This is a genomic window from Streptococcus salivarius (assembly GCF_000785515.1).
GTDB lineage: Bacteria > Bacillota > Bacilli > Lactobacillales > Streptococcaceae > Streptococcus > Streptococcus salivarius.
On sequence record NZ_CP009913.1, the window covers coordinates 1,806,809 to 1,832,723 of the forward strand.

General features: G+C 39.8%; 29 protein-coding genes. 1 reads left to right on the forward strand and 28 read right to left on the reverse strand.

What is annotated here, in order from left to right; translation table 11 throughout:
* Positions 1–120: 120 nt before the first annotated feature.
* The 18 genes from rsfS to SSAL8618_RS08340 form a co-directional block, all read right to left on the reverse strand.
* Entirely contained in the window at positions 121–474 is a 354-nt protein-coding gene (gene rsfS, locus SSAL8618_RS08260) for a ribosome silencing factor (RefSeq protein ID WP_014632696.1), read from the reverse strand.
* Positions 475–497: 23 nt separating this feature from the next.
* Positions 498–1,088 (reverse strand): bis(5'-nucleosyl)-tetraphosphatase (symmetrical) YqeK, encoded by a 591-nt coding sequence (yqeK, locus tag SSAL8618_RS08265; protein WP_038676655.1) that lies wholly within the window; start codon positions 1,086–1,088, stop codon positions 498–500.
* Entirely contained in the window at positions 1,085–1,717 is a 633-nt protein-coding gene (locus SSAL8618_RS08270) for a nicotinate-nucleotide adenylyltransferase (protein ID WP_002884372.1), read from the reverse strand. Before SSAL8618_RS08270 ends, yqeK begins: the two co-directional genes overlap by 4 nt.
* 107 nt (positions 1,718–1,824) lie before the next feature.
* Positions 1,825–2,142, reverse strand: a complete 318-nt coding sequence (gene yhbY, locus SSAL8618_RS08275; RefSeq protein WP_002884193.1) for a ribosome assembly RNA-binding protein YhbY — start codon at positions 2,140–2,142, stop codon at positions 1,825–1,827.
* A 237-nt stretch (positions 2,143–2,379) separates the two neighbouring features.
* A complete protein-coding gene (gene yqeH / locus SSAL8618_RS08280) occupies positions 2,380–3,498 on the reverse strand; it encodes a ribosome biogenesis GTPase YqeH (RefSeq protein ID WP_038676657.1) in 1,119 nt (372 codons plus the stop codon).
* The gene (locus tag SSAL8618_RS08285; protein WP_038676658.1) at positions 3,498–4,025 is read right to left on the reverse strand and encodes a YqeG family HAD IIIA-type phosphatase; all 528 of its coding nucleotides are present in this window, start codon (positions 4,023–4,025) and stop codon (positions 3,498–3,500) included. Before SSAL8618_RS08285 ends, yqeH begins: the two co-directional genes overlap by 1 nt.
* A 137-nt stretch (positions 4,026–4,162) precedes the next feature.
* A complete protein-coding gene (locus tag SSAL8618_RS10970) occupies positions 4,163–4,297 on the reverse strand; it encodes a hypothetical protein (protein ID WP_371212475.1) in 135 nt (44 codons plus the stop codon).
* Positions 4,298–4,308: 11 nt separating this feature from the next.
* Complete coding sequence (locus SSAL8618_RS10975) at positions 4,309–4,572, reverse strand: EamA family transporter (protein WP_022496421.1); 264 nt, start codon at positions 4,570–4,572, stop codon at positions 4,309–4,311.
* Between the two features lie 97 nt (positions 4,573–4,669).
* Positions 4,670–5,713: a 2,3-butanediol dehydrogenase gene (locus SSAL8618_RS08295; protein ID WP_038676662.1), complete on the reverse strand. Its 1,044-nt coding sequence runs from the start codon at positions 5,711–5,713 to the stop codon at positions 4,670–4,672.
* Positions 5,714–5,872: 159 nt separating this feature from the next.
* Complete coding sequence (locus SSAL8618_RS08300; protein ID WP_022496419.1) at positions 5,873–6,256, reverse strand: hypothetical protein; 384 nt, start codon at positions 6,254–6,256, stop codon at positions 5,873–5,875.
* Between the two features lie 89 nt (positions 6,257–6,345).
* On the reverse strand, positions 6,346–7,692 hold the full coding sequence (celB, locus tag SSAL8618_RS08305; protein ID WP_004183297.1) for a PTS cellobiose transporter subunit IIC: 1,347 nt from the start codon (positions 7,690–7,692) through the stop codon (positions 6,346–6,348).
* Between the two features lie 60 nt (positions 7,693–7,752).
* Positions 7,753–8,259, reverse strand: coding sequence for a hypothetical protein (locus SSAL8618_RS08310; protein WP_022496418.1), 507 nt, complete (start codon positions 8,257–8,259; stop codon positions 7,753–7,755).
* A gap of 29 nt (positions 8,260–8,288) precedes the next feature.
* Positions 8,289–8,603, reverse strand: coding sequence for a PTS cellobiose transporter subunit IIA (locus SSAL8618_RS08315; RefSeq protein ID WP_022496417.1), 315 nt, complete (start codon positions 8,601–8,603; stop codon positions 8,289–8,291).
* Between the two features lie 9 nt (positions 8,604–8,612).
* Positions 8,613–10,595, reverse strand: coding sequence for a BglG family transcription antiterminator (locus tag SSAL8618_RS08320; RefSeq protein WP_174411753.1), 1,983 nt, complete (start codon positions 10,593–10,595; stop codon positions 8,613–8,615).
* A 157-nt stretch (positions 10,596–10,752) separates the two neighbouring features.
* Entirely contained in the window at positions 10,753–11,067 is a 315-nt protein-coding gene (locus tag SSAL8618_RS08325; protein WP_003096262.1) for a PTS cellobiose transporter subunit IIB, read from the reverse strand.
* 131 nt (positions 11,068–11,198) lie between these two features.
* On the reverse strand, positions 11,199–11,438 hold the full coding sequence (locus SSAL8618_RS08330; protein ID WP_038676665.1) for a SemiSWEET transporter: 240 nt from the start codon (positions 11,436–11,438) through the stop codon (positions 11,199–11,201).
* Between the two features lie 11 nt (positions 11,439–11,449).
* Positions 11,450–12,091 (reverse strand): sulfite exporter TauE/SafE family protein, encoded by a 642-nt coding sequence (locus tag SSAL8618_RS08335; protein ID WP_038676667.1) that lies wholly within the window; start codon positions 12,089–12,091, stop codon positions 11,450–11,452.
* A 158-nt stretch (positions 12,092–12,249) separates the two neighbouring features.
* On the reverse strand, positions 12,250–13,686 hold the full coding sequence (locus SSAL8618_RS08340; protein WP_022496414.1) for a 6-phospho-beta-glucosidase: 1,437 nt from the start codon (positions 13,684–13,686) through the stop codon (positions 12,250–12,252).
* A gap of 157 nt (positions 13,687–13,843) precedes the next feature.
* Here SSAL8618_RS08340 and SSAL8618_RS08345 point away from each other — a divergent pair, with 157 nt between their 5' ends.
* Positions 13,844–14,209, forward strand: a complete 366-nt coding sequence (locus SSAL8618_RS08345; RefSeq protein ID WP_022496413.1) for a hypothetical protein — start codon at positions 13,844–13,846, stop codon at positions 14,207–14,209.
* Positions 14,210–14,311: 102 nt separating this feature from the next.
* Here SSAL8618_RS08345 and gatB read toward each other — a convergent pair whose 3' ends face one another.
* From gatB to codY, 10 genes are all read right to left on the reverse strand, one after another.
* Positions 14,312–15,754: an Asp-tRNA(Asn)/Glu-tRNA(Gln) amidotransferase subunit GatB gene (gene gatB / locus SSAL8618_RS08350; protein ID WP_014634952.1), complete on the reverse strand. Its 1,443-nt coding sequence runs from the start codon at positions 15,752–15,754 to the stop codon at positions 14,312–14,314.
* Positions 15,754–17,220 carry an Asp-tRNA(Asn)/Glu-tRNA(Gln) amidotransferase subunit GatA gene (gatA, locus tag SSAL8618_RS08355; RefSeq protein WP_014634953.1) on the reverse strand — a complete coding sequence of 489 codons (1,467 nt, stop codon included), beginning with the start codon at positions 17,218–17,220 and terminating at the stop codon, positions 15,754–15,756. The genes gatB and gatA overlap by 1 nt, the downstream gene beginning before the upstream one ends.
* Positions 17,220–17,522 (reverse strand): Asp-tRNA(Asn)/Glu-tRNA(Gln) amidotransferase subunit GatC, encoded by a 303-nt coding sequence (gene gatC / locus SSAL8618_RS08360; protein WP_014634954.1) that lies wholly within the window; start codon positions 17,520–17,522, stop codon positions 17,220–17,222. The genes gatA and gatC overlap by 1 nt, the downstream gene beginning before the upstream one ends.
* 139 nt (positions 17,523–17,661) lie before the next feature.
* The gene (locus SSAL8618_RS08365) at positions 17,662–19,134 is read right to left on the reverse strand and encodes a glycosyltransferase (RefSeq protein WP_022496411.1); all 1,473 of its coding nucleotides are present in this window, start codon (positions 19,132–19,134) and stop codon (positions 17,662–17,664) included.
* Positions 19,115–20,413, reverse strand: a complete 1,299-nt coding sequence (locus tag SSAL8618_RS08370) for a glycosyltransferase family protein (RefSeq protein ID WP_022496410.1) — start codon at positions 20,411–20,413, stop codon at positions 19,115–19,117. Before SSAL8618_RS08370 ends, SSAL8618_RS08365 begins: the two co-directional genes overlap by 20 nt.
* Before the next feature lie 50 nt (positions 20,414–20,463).
* Positions 20,464–21,345 (reverse strand): glycosyltransferase family 2 protein, encoded by an 882-nt coding sequence (locus SSAL8618_RS08375; RefSeq protein ID WP_038676670.1) that lies wholly within the window; start codon positions 21,343–21,345, stop codon positions 20,464–20,466.
* A gap of 3 nt (positions 21,346–21,348) precedes the next feature.
* On the reverse strand, positions 21,349–22,557 hold the full coding sequence (locus SSAL8618_RS08380) for a glycosyltransferase (protein WP_038676671.1): 1,209 nt from the start codon (positions 22,555–22,557) through the stop codon (positions 21,349–21,351).
* A 194-nt stretch (positions 22,558–22,751) separates the two neighbouring features.
* The gene (locus tag SSAL8618_RS08385) at positions 22,752–24,191 is read right to left on the reverse strand and encodes a 6-phospho-beta-glucosidase (protein ID WP_022496408.1); all 1,440 of its coding nucleotides are present in this window, start codon (positions 24,189–24,191) and stop codon (positions 22,752–22,754) included.
* 155 nt (positions 24,192–24,346) lie between these two features.
* Positions 24,347–24,898 carry a cysteine hydrolase family protein gene (locus SSAL8618_RS08390; protein WP_004183314.1) on the reverse strand — a complete coding sequence of 184 codons (552 nt, stop codon included), beginning with the start codon at positions 24,896–24,898 and terminating at the stop codon, positions 24,347–24,349.
* A gap of 65 nt (positions 24,899–24,963) precedes the next feature.
* Entirely contained in the window at positions 24,964–25,749 is a 786-nt protein-coding gene (gene codY, locus SSAL8618_RS08395; protein ID WP_002884784.1) for a GTP-sensing pleiotropic transcriptional regulator CodY, read from the reverse strand.
* Between the last annotated feature and the right edge of the window lie 166 nt (positions 25,750–25,915).

The window sequence follows — 25,915 nt, forward strand, 5'->3', positions numbered from 1 at the left end:
TTTCTCATAGTTTTTGGTTCGTGTTCAGTTGACAAATTAACTCAACACAAGGCTCTATCCTTCCTATTAAATCTTTAGTTTAAGCAACAAAACCCAGTTGTCGCCAACTGAGTTCAATTTTTATGCCAAATAAGCTGACACATCCACCATTGGTGCTTCGTGCCAGAGTTTTTCAAGGTTATAATGAGCACGTTCATCTTCTGTAAAGATGTGGACAACGACGTCGTTAAGATCCAAAAGAATCCAACCACCCTTGTTGTCACCTTCCATGTGGCTAGCATCAAGGCCAGCTTCTTTCACTTTCTCACGGATGTTATCAGCAATAGCTTCCAACTGACGGCTATTCATTGCACTCAAAATAACAAAGTAATCTGTTAGGCTTGTAAGGCCATACAAATCAAGGGCAACAATGTCTTCAGCTCGCTTTTCATCAGCGGCTTTGACAACCAATTCAAGTAATTCTTCTTTAGTCAATGATATTCTCCAGTAATTTGTTATTAATCTTTTAAGTAATGCACAAAAGCATTATAGGTTTCCAAGGTTTGCGGGAAAATCGGCAAGGCCTGATGAGCCAAGTGTTCCACGGTATGAACTGTCTCAAAAGCAACGGCCTTATCCAAGGATTGCTCTGCTACTTGTCTAGCTTCCTCTACCAAAGGGAAATTACGGTTATGCTCAATATAATCAGCCACATAGACAATCTTATCTAGGGTTGACATTTCATGGCTTCCGACGGTATGGATTTCAATACTGCGTAGAATCTCAGGATCAGTCAAGCCCAAATCTTCTTGGATTTTGTAAATCCCAACCATGCCATGCCAGACATTATTCCCCCAATTTTTCAATTCAGGATCAAGCTCATACTTATCAATAAGCCCCAAGAATTCCTGATCTGGAAGTTCCTTGGCATAATCATGAAGCAAACCAGCCAAGCCAGCTTTCTCAGTATCATACCCGTACTTTTCAGCAAGAGCAATAGCAGCTCGCTCAACACCCAGGACATGATTGAAGCGTTTAGGACTCATGACCGCTCGAATCTTTTCAAGAAGTTCTTCACGAGAATAGTCTAGGTATTTTTCATAGGTCATTTATAGAGCCCCGCTTTCTTGATGTAGGCAAGTACAGACTGTGGCACCATAAAGTTAGGTGTGCGATCCTTCTTAATGTAGGCTCTAACTGCACTCGAACTAATATCCATAAGGGGCACATCCACCCAAATAACTGGGTAAGACGTTCCAGCCTTATACTTAGGACGCTGAACACCAACAAATTGTACCATCTCGATAAGTTCATCAATACGATGCCACTTAGGTAGGTATTCGACCATATCCGCTCCAATAATAAAGTAATAATCCGTATCAGGATTCGCTTCCGTCAAGAGCTTCATGGTGTCATAAGTATAGCTGATTCCCTTACGTTCCAACTCAATGGTTTCGATGTCCAATCCTTCGATACCGTTAATAGCCAACATAAGCATATTAAGACGGTGTTTTTCATCAATGGTCTCTTTTTTATCGACATGAGGTGGCTCATATTCAGGCATGAGAAGAACTTCATCGAGACCTAACTGCTGACGCACCTGGTCAGCAACAACCAAGTGGGCATTATGAACAGGATTGAAGTTTCCACCTAATATTCCCACTTGCTTACGGCCTGTATCTTTGATTTCTTCCTCTAGTTGAACCTTTGTAAATGGGGTTACGAGATCTAGTGCCATGTACGCCTCCTCTTTCTCAAGCATTATACAACTGACTTAAGGCTAGCTTTAATGCTTCAAAAGTGTTCCTATACCTTAGTTTTTCCTTCACCAAGCAAAGTCAGCAACTATTTTTGGATAGCCTTGACCTTTGGTGACAACTTGCGATTTTCTTTTTTAGCTGATTCTTTATAGAGAATCAAGATACGTCCAATCTTAAGGACTGTATCACAGCCAATTTCTTCTTCCAAGATTTCGGCAACTTCATGGATATCTTCCATGGTATTTTGGAGTAGGGTTACTTTGATCAATTCACGAGCATCAAGGGCGTTACGAACGCTAGTTTTGATGTGGTCGTTAAGACCGTTTTTCCCGATTTGTACAATAGGTTTGAGAGTGTGTGCTTCCGATTTGAGGAAGGCACGTTGTTTTGATGTTAATGACATGTTTATTCCTTTTAATTTTTTTGCTGTTTTTCTTAGGTGATACGGTGCTAGCAAACCTTCGATTTCATAGCTAATTTTTGAGCCTAAGGTCTCAAAAATTCCGAATCCAAGTAACATTTTATGTTACTTGGATTACTATCACAGCGAAAAACACATCGTTTGCTCATGACCTAAATCTAGGCAAACTTCATGTTCATTGAAAAGACGCTTTTTATGCTTTTAACTACTTTATTAAGTTTAAATAATCGCTTTTCGTACGACGACGCCAACACCTTCTGGTGCCCAGGCAGCAACGATGGTTGGTTGGTCAGCTTTTCCTTGGACACGGATCCAGCCTAGTCCTGAGAAGACAATGTCTGTCTTATCTTTAATGGTGAATTCGTGACGGACAAGTTTTGGAAAATCGGCAAGCTCCTTTGGTCCAGGAGGCATGAGAAGACTTCCAACATGCTTATCATAGAAGACATCTGCGCCTTCAAGCTTGGTGCGATGAAGCTTCAAGTTATTATCAAAGAAGGCTGTAAAACCTTGCTTATTCCCATCAATAAAGTCAAAACGTCCAAGACCACCTAGGAATAGGGTTTGACCTGCATTTAACTGGTAAGTTTTTGGCTTAATCTCCTTCTTAGGACTAACGTACTTGAGGTCCTTGGCTGACAGATAGTGTGCCATCTGGTGGCGGTGAATGATTCCTGGTGTATCAAAAATGTAAGTACCATCATCCAGAGGAATTTCAATCTTATCAAGAGTTGTTCCAGGAAAACGAGAAGTCGTAATAACATCTTTATCACCTGTGATTTCCTTGATAATCGCATTAATTAAGGTCGACTTACCAACATTCGTAACACCGACAACATAAACATCACATCCCTTACGGAGATCTTCAATACGTTGAATCAACTCTTTAATAGCGTGATGATTTTGGGCAGACGTCAACATGACATCCACAGGACGCATTCCTTCTTCATGGGCACGTTCTGTCAACCATTGGGTCACCTTACCATCTTTAACAGATTTCGGCAGGATATCCTTTTTATTTCCGACCAAGAGCACATCATTACCAGAAACAAAGCGTGACAAGCCTGGAATAACTGATCCATTGAAATCGAAAATATCAACAACATTGACAACGAGGGCGTCACTGTCTCCAACTTCATGAAGCAATTTTAAAAATTCATCATCTGTGATGTGGACGTCCACAATTTCATTATAGTGACGAAGACGGAAACAACGTTGACAGTACAACTCGCCTGTTTCTTCAGCTTTTTTTATCGAGCTAGCGGGTGTGTAACCAGCCTTTTCTTTATCTTCTGTTTGAATTTGGGCTCCACAGCCAATACAAAATAATTCTTCCATTAAATTCCTTTGTTAAAGGTCATTGGACCATATGCTTTTTCAATCTTTTTCCACATGCGACGCTCACGCCAACGGTTAAACTTGGTTACCCAAGCGTCTGATTGTACCAAGGGTTTGACCAAAATCGAGCGAATACCTGCTCGGTGGCTAGCTCTGATATCAGTCATGAGCTGGTCACCCACCATAACAACTTCATCGCGGTTAAAGTGATAACGCTCAATCGCTTCATTAATTCCTTTAGTAAAAGGCTTCATGGCACGACTTACGAAATCTACGTGGAAATTCGCAACCGCACGTTCAACACGCTCATGCTTATTATTAGAAACCACAACCACAGGGATATCAGCCTCTGTCATATCATCTAACCAAGCACGTAGCTCAGGAGTCCCATCAGGGTTATTCCAAGCAATCAAGGTGTTATCCAAATCGACCAAGACAGCACGAATACCATGCTCACGCAGCTGGTCAGGTTTCAAATCGTAAACAGCCTCCACCATAAAATGGGGCCTATAATCGTCTATACTCATTTTTTCTCCAAAATGTTAGTTTACCTCTTATTTTACCATATTTTTAAGGTTTATGTGTGGGACTTAAGTCCTATTTTTTAAGAACAGCTTTGACACGATAGTATAGAAAAAGAGCCACAATCCCTTGGGCTCTGTCCTTATCTTTGAATTTTTTCTTGTTTTTTAAGGGCTACTAAATCCTTAAGCGAAATGAGAATAACGGCAAGAACAATTAGAACCATGCCAACCACATCAATAGCGAAGAAATGGTCACCCATGATTAAGACCGTCAAAATGACTGATGCTACTGGTTCAAAACCAGACCAAAGACTGCAAATAAGGAGATTGTCACCAAGGTTTTCTTATCCTTAATAGCTTGAGCCAACTTGTCTCTCTGCCTGAAAAAGACCGAAGCCGTTAGTAAAATTCCAGCCAGAATCAAACGTAAACTCGTTAGAAGATTGACGTTAACCCCATGAGCCATCAAGTATTGACCTGAAACCCCTGAAATCCCCCAGGCAATCCCAGCAGTTATGACCATCAGACTACCTTTTAGCGTCTTTGACATAGTCGCCTCCCAAATCTATTTGTTTCTGTTATTGTAACACAAAAAGGTCGAAACAAAACGGTTTCGACCTATATCTATTCATTCGACCTTTACAAGCTTATTCTGGTTCAACCAAGATCTTAATTTGAGATTTATCTTGTGTTAATTCCACAAATCCTTCTTCAACGATATTCTCCAATTTAATTTTCTTAGTAACCAATTTATCAGCAGGGAAGTAGCCTTGTTCCATCAATTCCAAAACTTTAGGGAAGATGTGACGGTAGGCAATAATTCCTTTGAGAGATTTTTCTTGGATAGCGAATTCATTTGGATTAATGCTCGCTTCACGTTCCCAGATAGATACGACCATACATTCCCCAGCTTTATGAACAGCTGCAAGGGCCTGTCCTAAAACAACTGGAACCCCAGTAACTTCGTAAGAAACATCTGCTCCACCACCTGTCAAACGATGAATAGCTTCTACGACTGTTTCTCCTTCTTCTGGGCGAACAACGATTGCTCCCAATTCTTCTGCCTTGGCTTGACGTTCAGGAGACAATTCAACCGCATAGATTTTTGATGCACCTGCTGCACGAAGGGCCTCAACAATCAAGAGACCAATTGGTCCCAATCCAAAGATAACAGCTGTATCCCCAGCTTTCAAAGCAGATTGACGAACAGCATAGACAGCTACAGCTGCAGGTTCTGTAAGAGCCGCTTGTTCATAGCTCAAGTTATCTGGAATCACATGAACAAGATCACCATCAAGGACACAATATTTTGCAAAGCCACCATCTGCAGCGAGACCGACGAAGTTCAAGTTTGGATCGAGGTTATAATCACCAATCAAGTTGTGCTCTGCAAGAATTGGTTCGATGGTTACACGATCACCAACTTTAACACGAGTCACATCACTTCCGACTTCCACAATTTCACCAGAGAATTCATGTCCCAAAGTAACCGGTGCTTTTTGACCAGAATAAACATGTTCTTCAGTTGGAATGAAGATTGGTCCATCCAAATATTCATGCAAGTCCGTACCACAGATTCCCGTGAACTTGACCGCTACTTTTACTTGATGAGGTTGTACTTCAGGTACTTCCACTTCTTCGATACGAACATCTTTCGCTGCATGCCAGCGAGCTGCTTTCATTGTAGCCATTTGATAATCTCCTTGTTTTCACAATTTTCGGTTTTCTTTTCAGGAAACTTCATATCTCAAATTGTAAACGTTTTCCTTTTGTTTGTCAAGGAAAAACTGGACTAAAAAAATTAAGGAAGCACCCCATAAGATACTTCCCTAATCTCAGCATTATATACGTTATTTCTTTTTGATTCGAGATACCTCTATCCACCAACCGACAATCCAGCCAAGGACTAAAAGATAATTCTCAAAAGCTCCAACAGCATTAACAGAGTGATGGTATTGAAGATAGCTAAGGAAATGATTGGTTCCGATACCTAGGCCTCCCAGAATCAAAGCAATCAGAACTGCTCTCAGATAAAACCAATCGTACTTTAGGTTAACGGCAAGGAGGATAATCAGAACCGCCACATTCCAAATACCAATCTCCCTCTGCCATCCAACTGAAATACCGTAACCCGAATGACTTCCCATATAGGTGGGGAAGAATAGCTGAAAAATAATGGCACCAGTCATGGCGAGGATGACTAGGATAAATAAGACTCTTAAGAATTTGTTCATTAGGTTGCTCCTGTTTAAAATATGCTTAATTGAATATCACTAGTATAACAAAAAAGACCTCAACCAGAGTTGAGATCTTTAATCAAAAATTAAGCTTCTTGTTCTTCTTTCAACAATTTCTTATCGTAGACACGAATAAATGGGAAATAAACAAGGAAGGCGGCAACAGCACAGACAAGAGCAACTAGGACAGCACGGAGATCTGCAGTTCCTAAGAAAGCTCCGATTCCCACTGGGGTTGGCCATGGAACCTGTGCAATTACAGGATTAATCAAATGCAATGCATTAACAAAGTAGTAAATAGTAGCTGTAACCATTGGCGCCAAGATAAATGGAATCGCTAATGCTGGATTATAGATAATTGGCAAACCAAAAATCAATGGTTCATTAATGTTAAATAATGCTGGAACAACTGAGGCACGTCCAATCGCTTTAAGTTGCTCTGACTTGGCAGCAAAAGCAATGTAGAGACACAAACCAAGAGTTGCACCTGATCCACCAGCGATAACAAACATGTTAGAAAATTCACCAGCTACAGCATAGTGTCCACCAGCAGCATTCTCTGCCATATTAGCAAGTGCGATAGGGTTAACGAAAGCAAAGATAATATTAGCTCCATGAATCCCTACAATCCAGAGAAGCTGAGTTAAAAGATAAATAATCATTAATCCAATCCATGAGTTAGTTAAGTTAGCAACAAACCCAAATGGAATAGCAATAACTTTAAAGATGTCAGTTCCCAACGCCACAAGTGCACCGTTAATAAAGATAACAACAAACGCAACAACGAAACCTGGAATCAAGGCTGTAAATCCTCGAGAAACCCCTTCTGGAACAGCTTCAGGCATTTTAATAACCCAATTACGTTTTACACATGTACGATAAATAAGGACTGTCACAATAGCCATGATAATAGCTGTGAAAATACCAGTTGTACCAAAGCGAGTTACTCCATTACCCATTGCCCAACCGTCAACAACGACTGCACCTTCTTTTAGGCTACCTACAGCCTTCATCATTCCACCGTCAAAAATGATTTGTGGAACTGTCATGATAAAAGCCATGAGCGAAAGAAGAGCACCGTTTAGAGGATTCATATTTAGATCTTCTTCTTCTGCATAGATTTTAGTTAACTCATAAGCAAGTGAGAGAACAAAGTAAAGAGAGAGAGAACCCATAGTAGCATAGTTAGCAACCATGTATAGAGAAGTAAACTTATCAAATGAAGCTGAGAAAATATCAGCTACAATTGGCCAGAATGAGAAGGCTTGTGGCAGAATACTAAATACCAAGAACATTGACCCTACAATAGTAAATGGTACAGCTGCCATACCTGCTGCCGTGATTGCACGTACAACTTTAAACTGGGCAAGTTTTCCCATTGGTCCCATGACATGATTTTCAAGGAAACCAAACAATCCGTTTTGTTGATCCATAATCGGACCTCCTTAATAATAATTTTATATTTATTTCAATAGCAATCCTTTGAAAAGATGTTATAAGGTCACAGAACTCTTTTCTAACTGGATAAAGCGTTGATAAGCCTTATCTTTACGTTCATATATTTCTTGAATTCTTTTAAGATTTAGCAAGCAAAGGCCCAATCCTAGTAAAAGAATAACGAAAACGAAGAAACGTGCAGCTTGATTATTTTCAAAAATTGGGAAAAGAGTTGTGAACAAACTCGTCCAAGTTAGAACAAGTAGTCCCATCTGAATAACTGCCTGTGAGCGAATAAACATCTGAGTCACCTTCAAACGTTCATCACGCTTGCCATACAATCGAAACTGCTCAACAGTAGCCAAAATCGCTAATACAATTAGTGTGATAGGGAGAACAATAACAAAAGAAGGACGAATAAATTGGTTTAAAAGCCAATAGATATTGCCAAAAAAGAAGAGTGCTATTGTATAACGTAGAAGAAGGTAGCGATTAAAGAAAGTATTTTTTAATGCTGTCTCCCGACGTTGACGCTCGATTTCTAGTTGTTCTTTTTTTGTCATTGTCTTTCTCCTTGTTTAACTATATATGCTTAGCCAACCTTTCTATGAAGAACCAGCATTTCTTTTGCCACTTCCAATAGAGTCATTGTAGTCATTAAATGGTCTTGAGCATGGACCATGATAATTTCAATCTTAATTTCTACACCACTTGCATAGTCTTGCAAAAGTTTTGTTTGTGCATGGTGTGCTTCTAAAATTTCTTCATCTGAATGGTCTAACTTAGCTTCTGCTTCATCAAAACGTCCTTCTCGCATATCAGCAAACGCTTCATGAATTTCTGTTCTAGCAGTGCCTGAATGAAGAATAATTTCAAAGGCTGCAACCTGTAGTTCTTCTTGATTCATATGAACCTCCTATGTTATTTTTTCAAATATTGTAATAAAATCTTCAAAATCCTTGCAATTGATTAATTGCTTTTGTAAGTCATCATTTTCTGTTAAGGAAACTATTTTCTTCGTCACATCCTTCAGCCCATCATTACCATATAATGATGGTGATAAAAGAAAAACAAGTTGAATATGTGAACTTTGATTATCCCAAGATAAAGGTTCTTGACAGATACCAACTGATACTTTAACTTCTTTCCCCAAAGGCCTAATGGGATGTGGAACCGCAACTCTTTTGGAAAAGACGACAGAACTTAATTCCTCACGCTGTTTAATTTCGTAAAGTAAAGATTGTTTGAAATCATCTGATTCACCGACAGATAGACCTTCAACCATTTCTTCCAATAGTCGTGTTTTATCGCATTTCGTCCATACAAAGAAGTTATCTTGACTAAAGTATTGTTTAAAATTATCGTCTTTAATCCGAGCTACTTCTGAACGATTTCCAGTTCTCGAAACTTGCATCTGGTCCATAGCCTGACGGATCTGAGATATTTCTTCGGTTTTAAGAAAAACACTCACTGTAAAAACTGGTATCTGAAAGTAAAGGTTTGATAAATCAACAGCCGATACAATAAAATCAATACCGTCTATTTTTTCTTGGTTCAACTCATAGTAACCTATGACATCAACCACCTCTATACGATTCCCAAGCTCAGATTCAAGACGATTTTTAAGCATTTGAGCAGCCCCAAATCCTGTCGCACAAATCGCCAATACTGAAAATTTATGGTTTTCTTTTCGACGTTCGATAGCAGCCAAGAAATGAAGACAGACATAAACTATTTCATCGTCAGATATAGTAGCCTGTGAAAAAGCTTCCATATTTGCAAGAATTTCCTTGGTCATGAAGAATACATCACTATAATTCTGTTTAACCTCATCTACCAATGGATTACTAAGATTAATATGACTGGCTAAACGTACCTGTAAGGTCATCAAATGAGTTATAAGGCTCTCAATAAGCTGAAAATCCGAAGAAAAGTGATATATATCATCTAACCCTAAGGTTTTAAAGCTTTGGACCACCGAGTCTCTCAGTGCCTCTTTAGAAAACTCTGTTTGATTGTTTTGGGGTAACTGACTTTTAGCTAACAGATGTAGGGTAATATAATCAATCTCTTGAACTGGAAATTCCTGATTGGTTACACTACTGACTCTTGAAAGAATCCTCTTAGCAACCTGGCGTTCAATGTCATTGTCTACCATCTGACAGTCTAAGTTACTAATTTCAAAACCAGACTTGATACGACCTATTGCTAATGCTATATGAACAACTAAATTTTGTAAGACAAAATCCGATAGCTTCAGATTAGCTTCCTGACATTCTTCTAAAACAATCTTTGCCAACTCCTCTAATGGAAGATTTTGGTCAAAAAAATTTGACTTCACATAAGTATGCAATGCTTTAAAAAACTGATTTTCTAAGAAATAACTCATAATAAAGCGACGTTTGTCACGTTCTTCACCAGAAACATAGACACCTTTATTCGCCCTACTCTCTATAGTTAAGCTATAGTCAGCTAGCATCTGGCGAATCTTTTTAAAATCATTAGATAAAGTTGATCGACTAACATATAGCTCCTCAACTAGATCATCAAAAAGAACCGGAACCTGTTCAAACAAGAGCTTATTTAAAATGAAGGCTAGACGATCATCACCTTGAGACATAGACGTTTTTGTACTATAATCGTTGCCTAATTCATAGATTAGACGAAAGGTTTGGCAAACTTCTTGACTTTCAAAAATTAGTCGATAGCCTTGTCCTTGTTTTGACACTAACCTAACACCTTGGAGATTTAAGGTTTGATCAATTGATTTCAAGTGATTACGTACAGTTCTATCCGAACAGGACAAGTATTCAGCAAGTTCCTTACTTGTAACATAACGTTCCCTGTGCTTTAACAAGAATTGAAGGATGCCTTTTTCTCTAGTATTTGACACTCTCATATCCTCCTAAAAATGATATTCTCACCTTCCATTATAGGATATTTTCACACCTTAAATTCTTTTTATTGAGCATAAGTCATATTATGAATCATTTATAATTTAGCTAATAGATAATATTAACTAACAGCTATTTTTTGCACTATTTCTTTAATGAAGATTAGATATTTTCTACAATCAAATTAGCCATTTTTTCAATTCCCATTGGAATTGGAATATAAGCTTGCGGTGGAATTTGAACAACTGGTTTTCCGACTTTAGCACCTGCTTCTTCAAACTGTTTAAAATACATTTTTGTTTGAGGACTTACAAGGTACAAATCAAACTCTGATGCTGCAATAGCTTTTCCGCCTTCAGTAGCACTAATAGCGTCAACCTCAATATCCTGACCTTTTCCCTTTAGAAACTCCGTTGTTTTCTTCGCCATGAGTGATGAAGACATTCCTGCCGCACAAATAATCAACGCTTTTGCCATAAGATTTTCTCCTTTAATCTAATCCCATCAAATTGATACCTGATTGGGTTATTTCTTATTTACATTTTAATTATAAAGTAAAGCGCTTACAATTACCATTGCTGATTTTTCCTCAACGATACGGAAAATAATTATTTGTACTTCAATTTATAAATCAAAATAATACCAGATAGCAAGAACGAAACACTATTAGCCAAAATCAAAGGTAAGTCACCAATATGAAGACCATGAGCAAGCCACAAAGCAATGCCAATAACCTGCATAACATACATCCCTAAGGCAATCAATTCAGTATCTTTTGTTTTTACCACACGCACAACTTGCGGCAAAAAGGCAAATGTTGTTAAAATTGCTGCAATGCTACCAATCATATTTTTTCCTCCTAAATAAACAAGGTCGTCAGTAGTGTTATCACGCCAGACAGTCCAATAAAACAATACGTTAACTGACGTATCAAATCATGATTGATACGATTTACAATTCTATTTGCAATAAGCATTCCTAGTAAAACTGCCACACTTATAAATAGAGAAGGTTGCAATAAATTTATAGTAAATATCCCTCTATAAATCCTAAAAATAATATTATAAATCCCTACTAATAAAAATAAACCTTGTATACTCCCTAAATAAGCTTCTTTAGTAGGCACTAAAGCTAGATAAAATACTACCATTAGTGGTCCACCAATACCGAAGAGCCCATCACAGATTCCAGAAAGTACCCCTGTTACAATCATCGTAGTTAAACTTGCTCTTATCTGAAATGTTGTAGCAAATTTCAAAAAATAAATCGAGAGTCCAATCAAAAATAGAGAGAAAAATATTTTTAGTAAATATTGATTAATATATGGTATTAATAAGATTGCTAAACTAGAACCCACAATATAAAAAAGAGTTGGCAATATAAGGAGCTTATGATTTACCTCTTTTCGATAGCGTAAGTACAAAAACAAACATAAGGGAAGACTAATAAAATTTGTTACAGCTGCTGAACTAGCTAGAGGTAGAAAAAAAAGGTAAAACAAGCATCATTACAATTCCTAGACCAAATCCAGTAGTCCCTTGAACAAGACCTGCTATCACTGCTGTTAGCATTAAATAGATAGTCATAACAATCCCTTTCCAAATACTAGTTGAAAATTACTTTACTAAGAAAGCTGGGAATGAGCCCAGCTTCTTAGTTTTATTCTACCGTTGCACCATTAGATGCAATAACTTCTTTATACCAATTAAATGATTTTTTCGGTGAGCGTTCATAACTTCCCTGTCCATCGTCATCTTTATCCACATAGATAAATCCGTAACGTTTCCTCATCTCACCGGTACCAGCTGAAACCAGGTCTATACAGCCCCAAGGAGTATATCCCATTAAATCAACACCATCTTCAACTACAGCTTTTTTCATTTCACGAATATGAGCTCCTAGGTAATCAATTCGATAATCATCATGAACCATGCCATCTGCTTCAACTTGGTCTATAGCACCAAAACCATTTTCAACAATAAATAGTGGCAAATGATAATGATCTGTAAACCAGTTTAATGCATAACGTAATCCCTCTGGGTCAATTTGCCACTCCCACTCAGATGCCTGAACATAATTATTTTTAACCAAATCTTCTGTTTCAAGATAATCGAAATAAGGATTATTCTCACGATGAGAATCGATAGCAAAAGACATATAGTAACTAAATCCAATATAGTCTACCGTGCCTCCAAGTAAATCCTCTTTATCTTGCTCTGTAAAGTCAACTGAGATTTCTTTACGTTCCCAATACTTGAGAATGTGTTCAGGATATTTACCAAAAACATGTACGTCAGTAAAGTAATAACGTTTTTGCATAGCCTTCATGGCCATTAAAATGTCTTTAGGATTACAAGTTGCAGGATAAATAGGACACATCGCAATCATACAACCAATTTGAAAATCTGGATTGATTTCATGGCCAATTTTTACTGCTCGAGCAGAGGCTACTAACTCATAGTGTGCTGCTTGATACATAATAGCTTCTCGGTCGTCACCTTCCTTGTATACAATACCTGAGTTCGTAAATGGTGCAAAATCTTCCTGGTAATTGGCCTGATTGTTGATTTCATTGAAGGTCATCCAGTATTTAACTTTATCTTTATAACGTTTGAATACGACTTCTGCAAAGCGAACAAAGAAATCAATCAATTTGCGGTTTTTCCACCCACCATATTCTGTAACCAAATGATAAGGCATCTCAAAATGTGATAAAGTAATTACAGGTTCAATTCCATGCTTCAAGCACTCATCAAAAAGATCATCATAAAACTGCAACCCTTCTTCATTGGGCTCTAATTCATCACCCTTTGGGAAAATACGTGTCCAAGCAATTGATGTTCGGAAGCACTTAAATCCCATTTCAGCAAAAAGCGCTATATCACCTTTGTAACGATGGTAAAAATCTATGGCCTCATGGTTTGGATAATATTTACCTTCCAAAACACCTGGTGTAATTTCACGGGCAACTCCATGGCGACCAGCTGTCATGACATCAGCAACACTGATACCCTTACCACCTTCTTGCCATCCACCTTCAAGTTGATGAGCAGCTACAGCACCACCCCATAAAAATCCATCTTTAAAAGTAGTCATCGTTTTTCCTCCTGACTTTGATACCTCTATTATAAACTCCATAAATAACAATGAAAACGCATTCTTTTTCCATAATACTACGGAAAGTAATAAGTTATCTTTTGCTTGAAAACGCTTTAGATAAAGAGTATACTATGCCTCATAAGGAGGCAATATTATGAATTTCATACAGTTTTTAATTGCTTTTGCTGGACTTGTTGTTGGAGTTAGTGCTGTTGCTATGCTCTTCTGGTACTTTAGTAAGGCTTTAAAGAAAAACGTCATTGTACGTAATAGTAATACCTTTACCATTGTTCATCTTAAAGAGCTAGATCAATACCCTGACTTACTTAAGAATACTGATTTTAAGAAAATGGGAGACTGGACTGTCCATGATAACGGACATGAATTCCGAGGAACTGCTAATGTCTCTAAAGAAAAACTTCGTCAATGGATTATTGATAAATATCATTTAAAAGCTCATCAAGTTATTGTCACTGTTCCTGAAGAAATGAAGGTTGCTTCAGCTCTTCCTCATTTCTAAAGTCACTTAGTCTTTTTCAAAAGCTCCTAACGAGTATAATTCGTAGGAGTTTTTGTATACCCTAAAAATAAAAAACCAACCTTTCGGCTGGTTCTTTATCTATTACTCTTCTTTCAACTTAGCCAATTCTTGGGCAAGTAGTTTAAGGGCTACTTGTGGGTTGGCTTGGCCTTTGGTTGCTTTCATGAGGAAGCCGGTGAAGGCCTTGTCAGCGTTACGTTTACCTGACTTGAAGTCAGCTACGGCTGCTTCATTGTCTGCAAAGACTTGGTGGATGATTGGGATCAAGACTTCAGGATCTGAAATCTGTACCAAACCAGCTTTTTCGACGTATTCACGCGCACCGCCACCGTTTTTCGCCAAGTGAACGAAGACTTTCTTGGCAATCTTAGATGAAATCGTTCCATCTTCGATGATGGCAATCATTTCGACCAAGTTTTCTGGTGTCAACTTGATTTCTTCAAGCGTTTTGCCTTCTGCGTTCAAGAATTGCGCGACTTCACCTTGGAGCCAGTTAGACACTTGTTTGGCATCGCCACCAAGGGCTACAGCTGCTTCAAAGAAGTCAGAAGTAACTTTCGTCGCTGTCAATTGGTTGGCATCATAGTCTGACAAGCCAAGCTCTGCTACGTAGCGAGCACGACGGTCTTTTGGAAACTCTGGCAACTCAGTACGCATTTCCTCGATCCACTCATCTGAGATTTCAAACAATGGAAGGTCTGGTTCTGGGAAGTAACGGTAATCCGCTGCTCCTTCTTTGACACGCATAAGGATAGTGCTCTTGTTGGCTTCATCATAACGGCGTGTTTCTTGACGAATAACACCACCTGAGCGCAAGATTTTCGCTTGACGCTCAACTTCGTATTCAAGACCCTTGCGGACGTTTGAGAAAGAGTTCAAGTTTTTCAACTCCGTCTTGGTACCAAATTCCTCTTGACCGTATGGGCGAAGGGAAATATTGGCATCCACACGCATCGATCCTTCTTCCATCTTGACGTCTGAAATACCCGTGTACTGGATAACTTCTTTCAAAGCTGTCAAATAGGCGTAGGCTTCTTCTGGAGAACGCATATCTGCTTCAGATACGATTTCGATCAATGGAACCCCTTGACGGTTGAGGTCTACGTAAGAGAATCCGTCTGTTCCATGGGTGTTCTTACCGGCATCTTCTTCCAAGTGGGCCCGTTCAATCCCGATTTTCTTGGTTGAGCCGTCTTCTAATTGCACTTCAATCCAGCCGTTGTAACCGATTGGCTCGTCAAATTGCGAAATTTGGTAAGCCTTTGGATTATCAGGGTAAAAATAGTTCTTACGGTCAAAGTGCATGTGCTGGTGGATATCCATGTTTAGCGCCAAAGCAGCCTTGATACCAGCATCCACAACACCCTTGTTCAAGACAGGAAGCACCCCTGGGAAAGACCAGTCAATCACATTAGTGTTAGCATTTTGCTCGTTCCCAAAGTGGGCAGAGGTTGGTGAGAAAATTTTTGAGTTTGTATTCAATTCAACGTGGACTTCAAGTCCGATGACTGTTTCAAAGTTCATTAATTGTCACCTCCGAAAATAAGGGGTTGTTGCTTGTGGTAATCCGTCGTTGCTTCAAAGGCAGCTGCAGCTTGGTAGATAGTTTCTTCAGAATACTTAGGACCAATCAACTGCAAACCAACTGGAAGACCTTGAGCAAAACCTGCAGGAATCGAAATCCCTGGAAGACCTGCCAAGTTGACTGGAATGGTCAAGAGGTCAGCCAAGTACATGGCAACCGGATCATGGTTGAGCGAATCCAAATCAAAGGCTACACTTGGAGCTGTTGGACCAAGGATAAGGTCATAATCCGCAAAGACTTTTTCGAAGTCTTGAATAATAAGGGTACGGACTTGACCAGCTTTCTTGTAGTAAGCATCGTAGTAACCAGATGACAAACTAAAGGTACCAAGCATGATACGGCGTTTGACCTCATCGCCAAAGCCTTGACTACGAGTGTTCACGTAGATATCATCCAAGTTTTTAGCATCTTCTGCACGGAAACCATAGCGAATACCGTCGAAACGTTGCAAGTTTGAAGAAGCTTCAGATGAAGCGATGATGTAGTAAACAGCAACCCCGTATTTAGAGTGTGGAAGGCTAACTTCTTCGACAGTTGCTCCCAATTTTTCAAAGTGTTTAGCCGCATTGAGGATGGTTTCTTTGACTTCTGGGTCAATACCTTCACCGAGGTATTCCTTAGGAAGGGCAATCTTCATGCCTTTAATGTCTTGACCAATCTTAGAAGTAAAGTCTGCTATACGAACAGGTGCAGAAGTTGAATCCTTGGCATCTTCACTGGCAATGACATTAAGCAATTGGGCATTTTCCTTAACCGTTGGTGAGAAAGTACCAATTTGGTCAAGTGAGCTACCAAAGGCAATGAGACCAAAACGTGAAACTGTTCCATAAGTAGGTTTGAGACCAACAATCCCGTTAAAAGCAGCTGGTTGACGGATAGAACCACCGGTATCTGAACCAAGGGACAAACGGACTTGCCCTGAAGCTACAGAAGCTGCTGAACCACTAGAAGATCCACCAGGCACCTTGCTATGGTCCCAAGCGTTTTTAGTCGCGCCATAGTAAGATGTTTCACCAGATCCACCCATGGCAAACTCATCCATGTTGGTCTTCCCGATGACAATCATATCTTTGGCTTTGGCATTGGCAACAGCTGTCGCATCAAAGATTGGCTCGTAGTTATAGAGCATTTTTGAAGCCGCAGTGGTCAAGATGCCATCTGTTGAGATATTGTCTTTGACAGCGAGTGGAATCCCTGACAGGAGGTTGTCAGCATCGATTCCCTTTTCATCAATGGCCTTAGCTTGTGCAAGGGCAGCTTCTTCGGCCACCGTTACAAAGGCATTGACTGCTTCTTCACGCGCCTTGATATCATCAAGCGTCGCTTGTGTCAATTCCGTTGCCGAAATTTCCTTAGAGACAAGGAGGTCGTGCAACTCTTCAATGGTTTTATTGTTGAATGACATTAGGCATCTCCTCCATCTTCTAGGATAGCTGGTACCTTGATGTAATAGTTATCTTTTTCAGGTACATTTTTAAACAAGCGGTCACGGTCATTCCCTTTTTCAGCAACATCCGGACGCAATACGGTCTTGCGGTCAGCCATGGTCGTTGTTGGGGCAACACCTGTTGTGTCCACTTCTTCCAACAATTCCACCATGTCGACAATTTTAGACAAGGTTGTCGCAAACTCAGCTGTCTCTTCTGGAGAGAATTTCAATTTTGAAAGATTGGCAACGTGGGTTACCTCTTCTTGCGTAATTTTCATCTTGCTTCCTTTCGTGAAATGATGATTTTTCAATACCTTCTATTTTACCATAATTTAGCCTATTTTGCTTGGAGGATAAAAAAACTGTAGTAACTTTTTTGTCATTACAGTTTACAGAGATAGAGCTTTTTCAAAACACTTATCGTATGGCTATCAAGAGCTTTCTCCAAGCCTCTAGAATTTCAGGTTTCAAATACTGTTTGGCCAACTCATATGAGGCTTGGTGCATAGACTCAAGATCACTCTCTAAGGCAAATACAATTTTATCCGCCATCTGAGAAACAAGCAGGTCCTCATCCATAGTCTCGCTATAAGTAACCAGATAGCCATTCTCACCATCTTTGATGAAGGTTGGATTGCCGTAACGGGCATCAAAACCAACCAGGGCTAAACCTGCTCCTACCGCTTCCATCAGGGTCAAACCAAAGGTCTCCCACTGAGAGGTAGTGACATAAAGTTCATACTGAGGGTAGACGTCACGCAAATCCGCATGTCCTCTAAGTTGGATGTAATCATTCGCCCCTAAAGTATCAATTAGATCTTGTAGATTCTCTTGCTCCCCACCTTTACCGTAGATGTCAAAGCGAAGGTTAGGCTCTTTTTGATGGGCAAGGGTAACGGCTCTTATAGCCAAATCCAAGCGTTTCCGTGGGTCCAATCGCGAAGCCGTCATCAAACTAAGAGGCTTCCTCTGCTCCTCTGGAAAACTAAGTTTATCCAAATGTCCCACTGCTAGGGCATAAATAGCAGCGTCTGTGACACCTTGCTTTTGCAGAGTATTTTCTAAAACAGCCTTTTGTGCCTCAGTAGCTGTGATAAAGAAGTCAAAGCGTTGGGCGTACTTAAAGATGTAATAATACTCATAGTAGAGGTCCCCATTTTCAAACTCATGCTCTGAATGAAAAACAAAACCTAGCTTTGCAGGTGAATCCAGTTCATAAATCGGTCGCATAAACTCCATCAAGGAAGCCCTATCCAGCAACAAGGTATCCGCAGCTGTCAAAGGAAGTCTTGCTAGAAAACGACGCATGACCTCTGTCTTGGTCACTAAAATTTCAGTGCCTAGCCTATATAACCAGTTGGCTCCTTGCTTGAGTTCTTCAAAGGCAATGCGACCATCTTTATTGTGATAACTTCTCCTGATGATAATGCCTTTTTCAAAGTATTCTGTAACCAATTTACTTGTTCCATACCACTCACGCTTCAATAGCATGCCATTAACGTGGTAGTCTACATACCGCACACTACCTTTTTGGTAGGGATCCATCTTAAAGACTAAAGAAGTCCCATCAGAACAGGCATAAACAGACTCTATTTCACTTTGGCTCTTCAAATCTAGACGTGTCAACTTATATTTTTGCTGCAAGGCCCCCACTGTCAAAGATGGGATATGACTGTCTTGATCTGTAAAGCTAAGATAGGCATGGAGGAGCTCCTCGTAGCGATGCCCCAAAGAAAGATAATAATCTAATTTATAGGGTTGTGGCCAGGTCGTAAAGACAAATTTAGCAGGCTCATTTAATTCACGTAGCATCAAAGCTCTAGACGCCTGAGCCACATCGACACCATTAGGTTCATAGCCCACCAATAGGTTAAAGGTGTAAATCGTCATCTTTTTCCCCCTCCAATCTAGTAAAGAAAGCTAAGATTTCTTCCCTCTCGGCGAGTTTCAAAACCTCTTTCTGACTTTCAAGAGCCTTAGGGTAAAACTCTGCTTGCTGTATGAGTTGTCGGAACCCTTGCTCTAGTTCCTCTAAGGAAGTATAGACTGTTGATAAGTCCTTATAGTAGGGACGATGAACCGTTGATTCTAAGCCAAAAATCAACTGCCCATTTTCAATCGCATCCAAAGTTGCATCAGACACTTCACTTCCATAATTCAAGTCTAAATAAATGAAACAATTCCTAAGTAGCTCTTGATATTTCTCCTGACGAATTCCTGGGTAAAGATGGACATTTCTCTTATCTTCGAGACAAGTCAACTTTGGTCCCATACTAGTTTGAGCTCCGATATGAAAGTCAATATCCGGAAAAGCATCAACTAAGTCAGCTAGGCCCTCAATATTTTCAGAAGCAGTCATCACCATGGCTTGAGGCACAAAAGTCTGAGAACCGTCTTGTTCTGCACCAGCTAAATAAATCATTCCTGACTTACGTTCCTCTTGTGGATAATAATTAGTAACCAAAACATGATTCACTTGATTTTGAATAAACTCAAGACCATCATGAGTGTCGGAGCAATAAACCAGACGATTAGCATTCAAGGTCTGCAATGTCGGGATTAGACTGGAATCCATACAGATGATAGCTTCGTCTGACTCAAGGATCTGATTCAAAACAGCCTTAGTTAATTCTTCCCTACCTGAAAAAATCCTATCTCTTCCTTCAGACCCCTGATCAATCAGGTATCCATCTTGAATATAGTGAAGCAAGACCTCTTCTTGATTACGATTAAAGTAAATATCCATAATGCCTTGCCCCTGATCATCCAGAAGGCGCTGTTTGGTACGCCAACCATAGCGATTATAATCATCAACCGCAACAACTTTTTCCCCTTGTCCAAACCATTGGACTTGTTTGACCGTACGTTCCTTTAGATTGTCACGGAAAATGACACTGGCACGGCGGTCTTGACCATCAAAAATATAGGTCGTAATCCCTAAAGTCCACAATTCCCAGTAGATGGGAACTGACAAATCGTTAAAAAAGAGTGGTTTCCCTTGATAATCTTCCTCAGAGGAATAAATAAATGACGATGCTAAACTAATAGTGTCCTTATCAACATCCGTTTCAAAATTCGTGTAAAACACACGGGATTGGATACCAAAGGAGTCTAGTAATCTTCTCAGTTTTTCCGTTGCCTGACTAGGTTCTTGTGCAATAATAAGCATAGTTATCCTTTCTGACTAATCCAAGCAATAAATAGCTTAACCCTCGACCTTTATTGCTCCAAAAATCTCAAGTTAACCTGCGCCGTCTTGTAGGTCTCAGTATCTTGAAGATTAGCTTCTTCCATTTTTTCAATCGCCCGCTTCAGACGTGTCTTATAAATATAACGGTGCCAGGTCAAATCATAGCCCAACATACCTAGTAAAGCTAGTTTTTCATTCTTGGCTTCCATCTCATCTAAGACACGCTTCTCCGTCCAGACCTGCGACAGCGTATCCTTACGACCCACTCGGTACCAGTAGATACATTTTTCAGTATGAACAACACGATTGGCCTTTAACAAGAGTTTATACATAAGGAAATTATCTTCGACATTCTTCCCGACAGGAAAACGAAGGTCCTCAAATAAGGAGATTTTATAGAGTTTCATCATAGCACATGCCCAGGCCATATCTCTTGTCTCTTGAATGGCATCCTGGTCTATAATCTCTCTCCCCTCATAAAGGGTTTCAGAATAATCGTTCTCCGTTACCTTAATCAAAAACTTACTGATACTCTCGTTAAACAAGTTATAGTTGGCAATAGAAACATCTGCCTCATACTTTTTAAGCTGAGTGTACAAGGTCTCCACATAATCCTCTGTTACCCAATCATCCGGGTCTACAAAAGTGATGTAATCACCTGTGGCTAGGTCAATCCCTGTATTTCGGGCTGCAGATAGGCCGCCATTAACTTGTCGCACATAGCGAATACGTGAATCTCGCTTGAAAAATTCCTTGCAAATCTCCTCTGACTTATCAGGAGAGCCATCATTGACAAGAATGATTTCAAGGTTTGGATAAGTCTGATTCACTATCGTTTCCAAACACTGCTTTAAATAAGCTTCCACATTATAAATGGGAATAACAATACTAACTACTTCTTTATTTTCCATGGTCTATCTCTCAATCGTATCTATATAATCTCGAACAGCCTTTACCATTTGGTCTACTTGGTCATTCTTGAACACTTGATTTTGCCCAGTTTGGTCGTGATTTGTTCCTTCAAAAGAGAAAATCGGAAGCCCCAACTGATGAATCGTTTCTGTGATATGATCAACCTCGTCAAATGGGTTGATATCCAAATAGAAATCTATTTTTTCCAAGACCTTTCGACTAGTCAAGGGATCAAAGGATGGATAGAGAATAAGGTTTGGATACTGCTCCAACTTCACCAAATTAAACCCGAAATGAGAATGAGCCAAAACATGAAAAGCTACATCTGGAAGAGCCTGCAGCAAATGTTCCAATTCAAAGATGTCTGCAGTATTAGTATAAATCGCCGTATGGTAAGGAAAATCACCTACCATGTCACTAAAGCTAAGCTTTAAGGATGGCTTTCTCAATAAGATTTCTTCCCAAGATAGGGCATAATAAAACCACCAAATATCCCTGAAACGATTGAAACGTTTGGACGTCCAAGGCTTATTGTGGGAAGTATAATGAATAACCGCTGGTACCCCTTTAAAAGCATCATACCATTCCAAATCTCCATAACCATACTGGTCCTTATCAGAACCCACTTGGAGATTATAGGTCCATGGGAGTTGATACCAAGCATCCTTGAAATAAAGATTCAAGATTCCTTGATCCCCATAAACATTTTGATGATGCTCTTTTGTCAAGTCAAAAAGAGACTCTGTCACCTTGTGTTGTCGCCACCAATCGGTATCAATAACCATCAAGCCAGCGTTAAAACCATCTGTCGTCGTCGGACGGTCCACCACCGCTCCAATACCAAATCCGCCAAGATCCACTTCAAAAAGTGGTGACAAATCCTGCGTAAAAATCATATCGCAATCCAAATAGAGAACGCGATCTTCTTGAACAAACTCAGGAATTGTATAACGGAAAAAAGTCGCATAATGAATATGCGTACTTGGAAGCGAAAATTGTTTAAAGCTTTCGGCAGACACACGACAATTGAGAATTTCAGAATCAATAGCCTCTAGACGACGATTCATCAGCGTAAACCATTCTGTTGGTAAATTCTCATTTAGCACATAAATTTTCCACTGCCCTTTATGTGCACACAAAGATTTTAGAGCCACCTCTAACTTTTCCATATAGGATAGCTCTGCTACAAATACAACTGATTTTTTCCCCATGTTTTCTTCCTCTCAAACTCTAATAAGAATATCATTTTTTAGAAAACATTACAATTTCTATCTCTTACAAAAAAAGCCAACCCTAAGGCTGACTTTAATTGGAGATCAATTTTCTTTTAGTGTTCGTTAAACGCGTAAAATAGAATTCAGACTAGCACGTGGTTTAAAACAGCGAACACCTCTCAACTCATAGACTATTCTACAGAGGCACCATTACTTGCGATAACTTCTTTATACCAGTTAAATGATTTCTTCTTAGAGCGTTTCAGGCTACCATTACCATCGTTGTCACGGTCTACATAGATGAAGCCATAACGTTTCTTCATTTCACCAGTTCCAGCAGAAACAAGGTCGATACAGCCCCATGTTGTGTAGCCCCAAAGCTCTACACCATCTTCATTGATAGCATCACGCATGGCCTTGATGTGGGCTGCCAAGTAGTCGATACGATAATCGTCTTCAACATAGCCATTTTCATCTGGTGTATCCACAGCACCGAGACCATTTTCAACAATAAACATCGGTTTTTGGTAACGATCCCAAATGGCGTTAAGGGTAATACGAAGACCTAGTGGGTCAATTTGCCAGCCCCACTCTGAAGCTTCCAAATATGGATTTTTAATAGAGGCAAAGATATTTCCAGCGGTCTTTTCATTAACTTCTGGATCACCTGAAGCCACACGACTTGCATAGTAAGAGAAAGAAATAAAATCAACAGTATGCTCTTTAAGAAGGGCCAAATCTTCTTCAGTCATCTCAATCTCAATGCCATCACGTTCCCACTGCTTCTTAGCATAATTTGGATACTCTCCACGAGCCTGAACATCAATAAAGAAATAGCTACTACGATCTTCTTGCATGGCTGCCCAGTAATCACGTGGGTGGGCTGTATTTGGATAATATTGACCTGCTGCCAACATACAACCAACCTTATTTTCAGGATCAATCTCATGGGCCAACTTGGTCGCCATAGCCGAAGCTACCAATTCATGGTGAGCTGCTTGGTATTTAACCTGTTCCTCATTCTCACCCTCTTCAAAGCAGAGTCCTGCTCCCATAAATGGTGCATGGAGAATCATATTGATTTCATTGAATGTGAGCCAGTACTTAACCAAACCTTTATAACGTGTGAAAAGGGTACGGCAAAGATTTTCATAGAAACCAAGCATCTTACGGTTACGCCAGCCACCATACTCTGTAATCAAGTGCATGGGACAATCAAAGTGTGTGATTGTCACCAAAGGCTCAATGCCATACTTGTGACATTCTTTGAAGAGGTCCTCGTAAAAGGCAAGCCCAGCTTCATTTGGCTCAGCCTCATCACCCTTAGGAAAAATACGTGACCAAGCAATAGAAAGACGATAGGTCTTAAATCCCATTTCACCAAAGAGAGCAATATCTTCCTTGTAACGATGGTACATGTCGATACTTTCCTTAGCTGGATAGAAATAGCCATCCTCAAAATCAAACATCTTACGACGTCCAGTGATAATAGAAAGGCGATCCTCACCAATTGGCACCACGTCAACATTGGCTAGACCACGCCCATCAGCATCATAGGCACCCTCACATTGATTGGCCGCTGTCGCCCCACCCCACAAAAATCCATCAGGAAAAGTCATTTTTTTAGTCATTGTTCTACCTCTTTATGATTCAAGATTATTTCAGTAATAGTATATACTAATCTGGAATCGTTTTCTTATAGTAAACTACGAAAAACTGATACTATCCTATGATTTTGACAAAAAACGAGAGTAGGCCAGATTCCCACTCTCAATCATAAATCTTCTTACTCCACAATTGTTGCTCCAAGCACATTCTTAAAATGCCCAATAGCAAAGTCATGAGCTTCAGGCGTCAAGGAAGCTGTTGCACTTGCTACAACCTCGATATCATAGCCCAAATTATAGGCATCAATGGCTGTATGCAGCACACAAATATCTGTTAAAACTCCTGTCAAAACAACTGTCGTCACACGACGCTCACGCAAACGAATATCTAAATCTGTTCCCGAAAAGGCTGAATAGTGTCTCTTATCCATCCAAAAGACACGATTATCATCCTTGATAGCATCATATACACCAGCTAACTTACCATAAAGTTCTCGCCCAGACGTCCCTGCAATATTGTGCGGTGGAAAGAGCTTGGTTTCAGGATGGAAGGTATCTCCCTCATCATGTCGGTCCATAGCAACGAAGATATAGTCCCCATTGTCATAGGCCTCTTGAGTTACCTGGGCAATGCGGTCTTCAATGGCTTGGGCAGGCTTTCCAGCCGTCAACTTCCCATCATCTGCCACAAAATCATAAGAGTAATCAATTGAGATCAATGCCTTTGTCATATTACTTTCTCCTTTAAAAAAAGTGGGGCAGGTTCCTCCTACCTCACTTACTTTCAGTATTCTTCTTATTCGTATTCTTTCAATTTATCGTAGATACCTTCGTTAAGGACTTTAAGATAAGTCCCTTTCATACCGAGTGAACGGCTCTCAATAATACCAGCTGATTCCAACTTACGAAGGGCATTAACGATAACTGAACGTGTAATTCCGATACGGTCAGCGATAACAGACGCTGTCAAGCGACCTTCCAAACCGTCCAACTCATTCAAGATAGCTGAAACTGCCTTGATTTCTGAGTAAGACAAGGTATTAATAGCCATGTTAATAGCTGTTTGTTTACGAATTGTTTCTTCCAAGTTCTCTGTTTGAAGGTTCAACAACTGCAACCCAACTACTGTAGAGGCAATCTCAACCAAGATAAGATCTTCATCCACAAAATCATGGTCGTTACGCCAAATGATGAAAGAACCAAGACGCATACCACCACCATAGATAGGGGCAATTGTAGTCAAACCATCTGGGAAGTCATCTTTTGATTCCACAGGGAAAATGGTCAAGTCACTGTCAATACCAATGTTTTCTTGAGTGTCATAAACACGGCTGATTCCACGTGTGTATTCTTCTGGAAGTTGTTTGGCTTCAAAAAACTCTTCCACACGATCATTGTTGGTTTTGTACTTCATGGCAAAACCAAGGAGAGCACCACCACCATTAACGATAGCAGCGTTACAATCAATGATATCCGCCAATTGAGCAGCCATGTTGTTGTATGGAAGATCTCCTTCCAAGCTGTCTACTGAGCGTTGCAAGATAGATGTAATTTTACGTGTTTTAGCCAGCAAATTTGCCATATTTATTGTCTTCACTTTCTATTGTAATCATAATAATATCAAGCCTTGTACTAATCTTCTGCGTCAAGACCTACTAGCCCTATCATTATAGCACACTTAACCCAGAAATTGCAAACAATTGTCTGAAAATTATTTATTATTCTACTATTCATTATATTAAGTATAT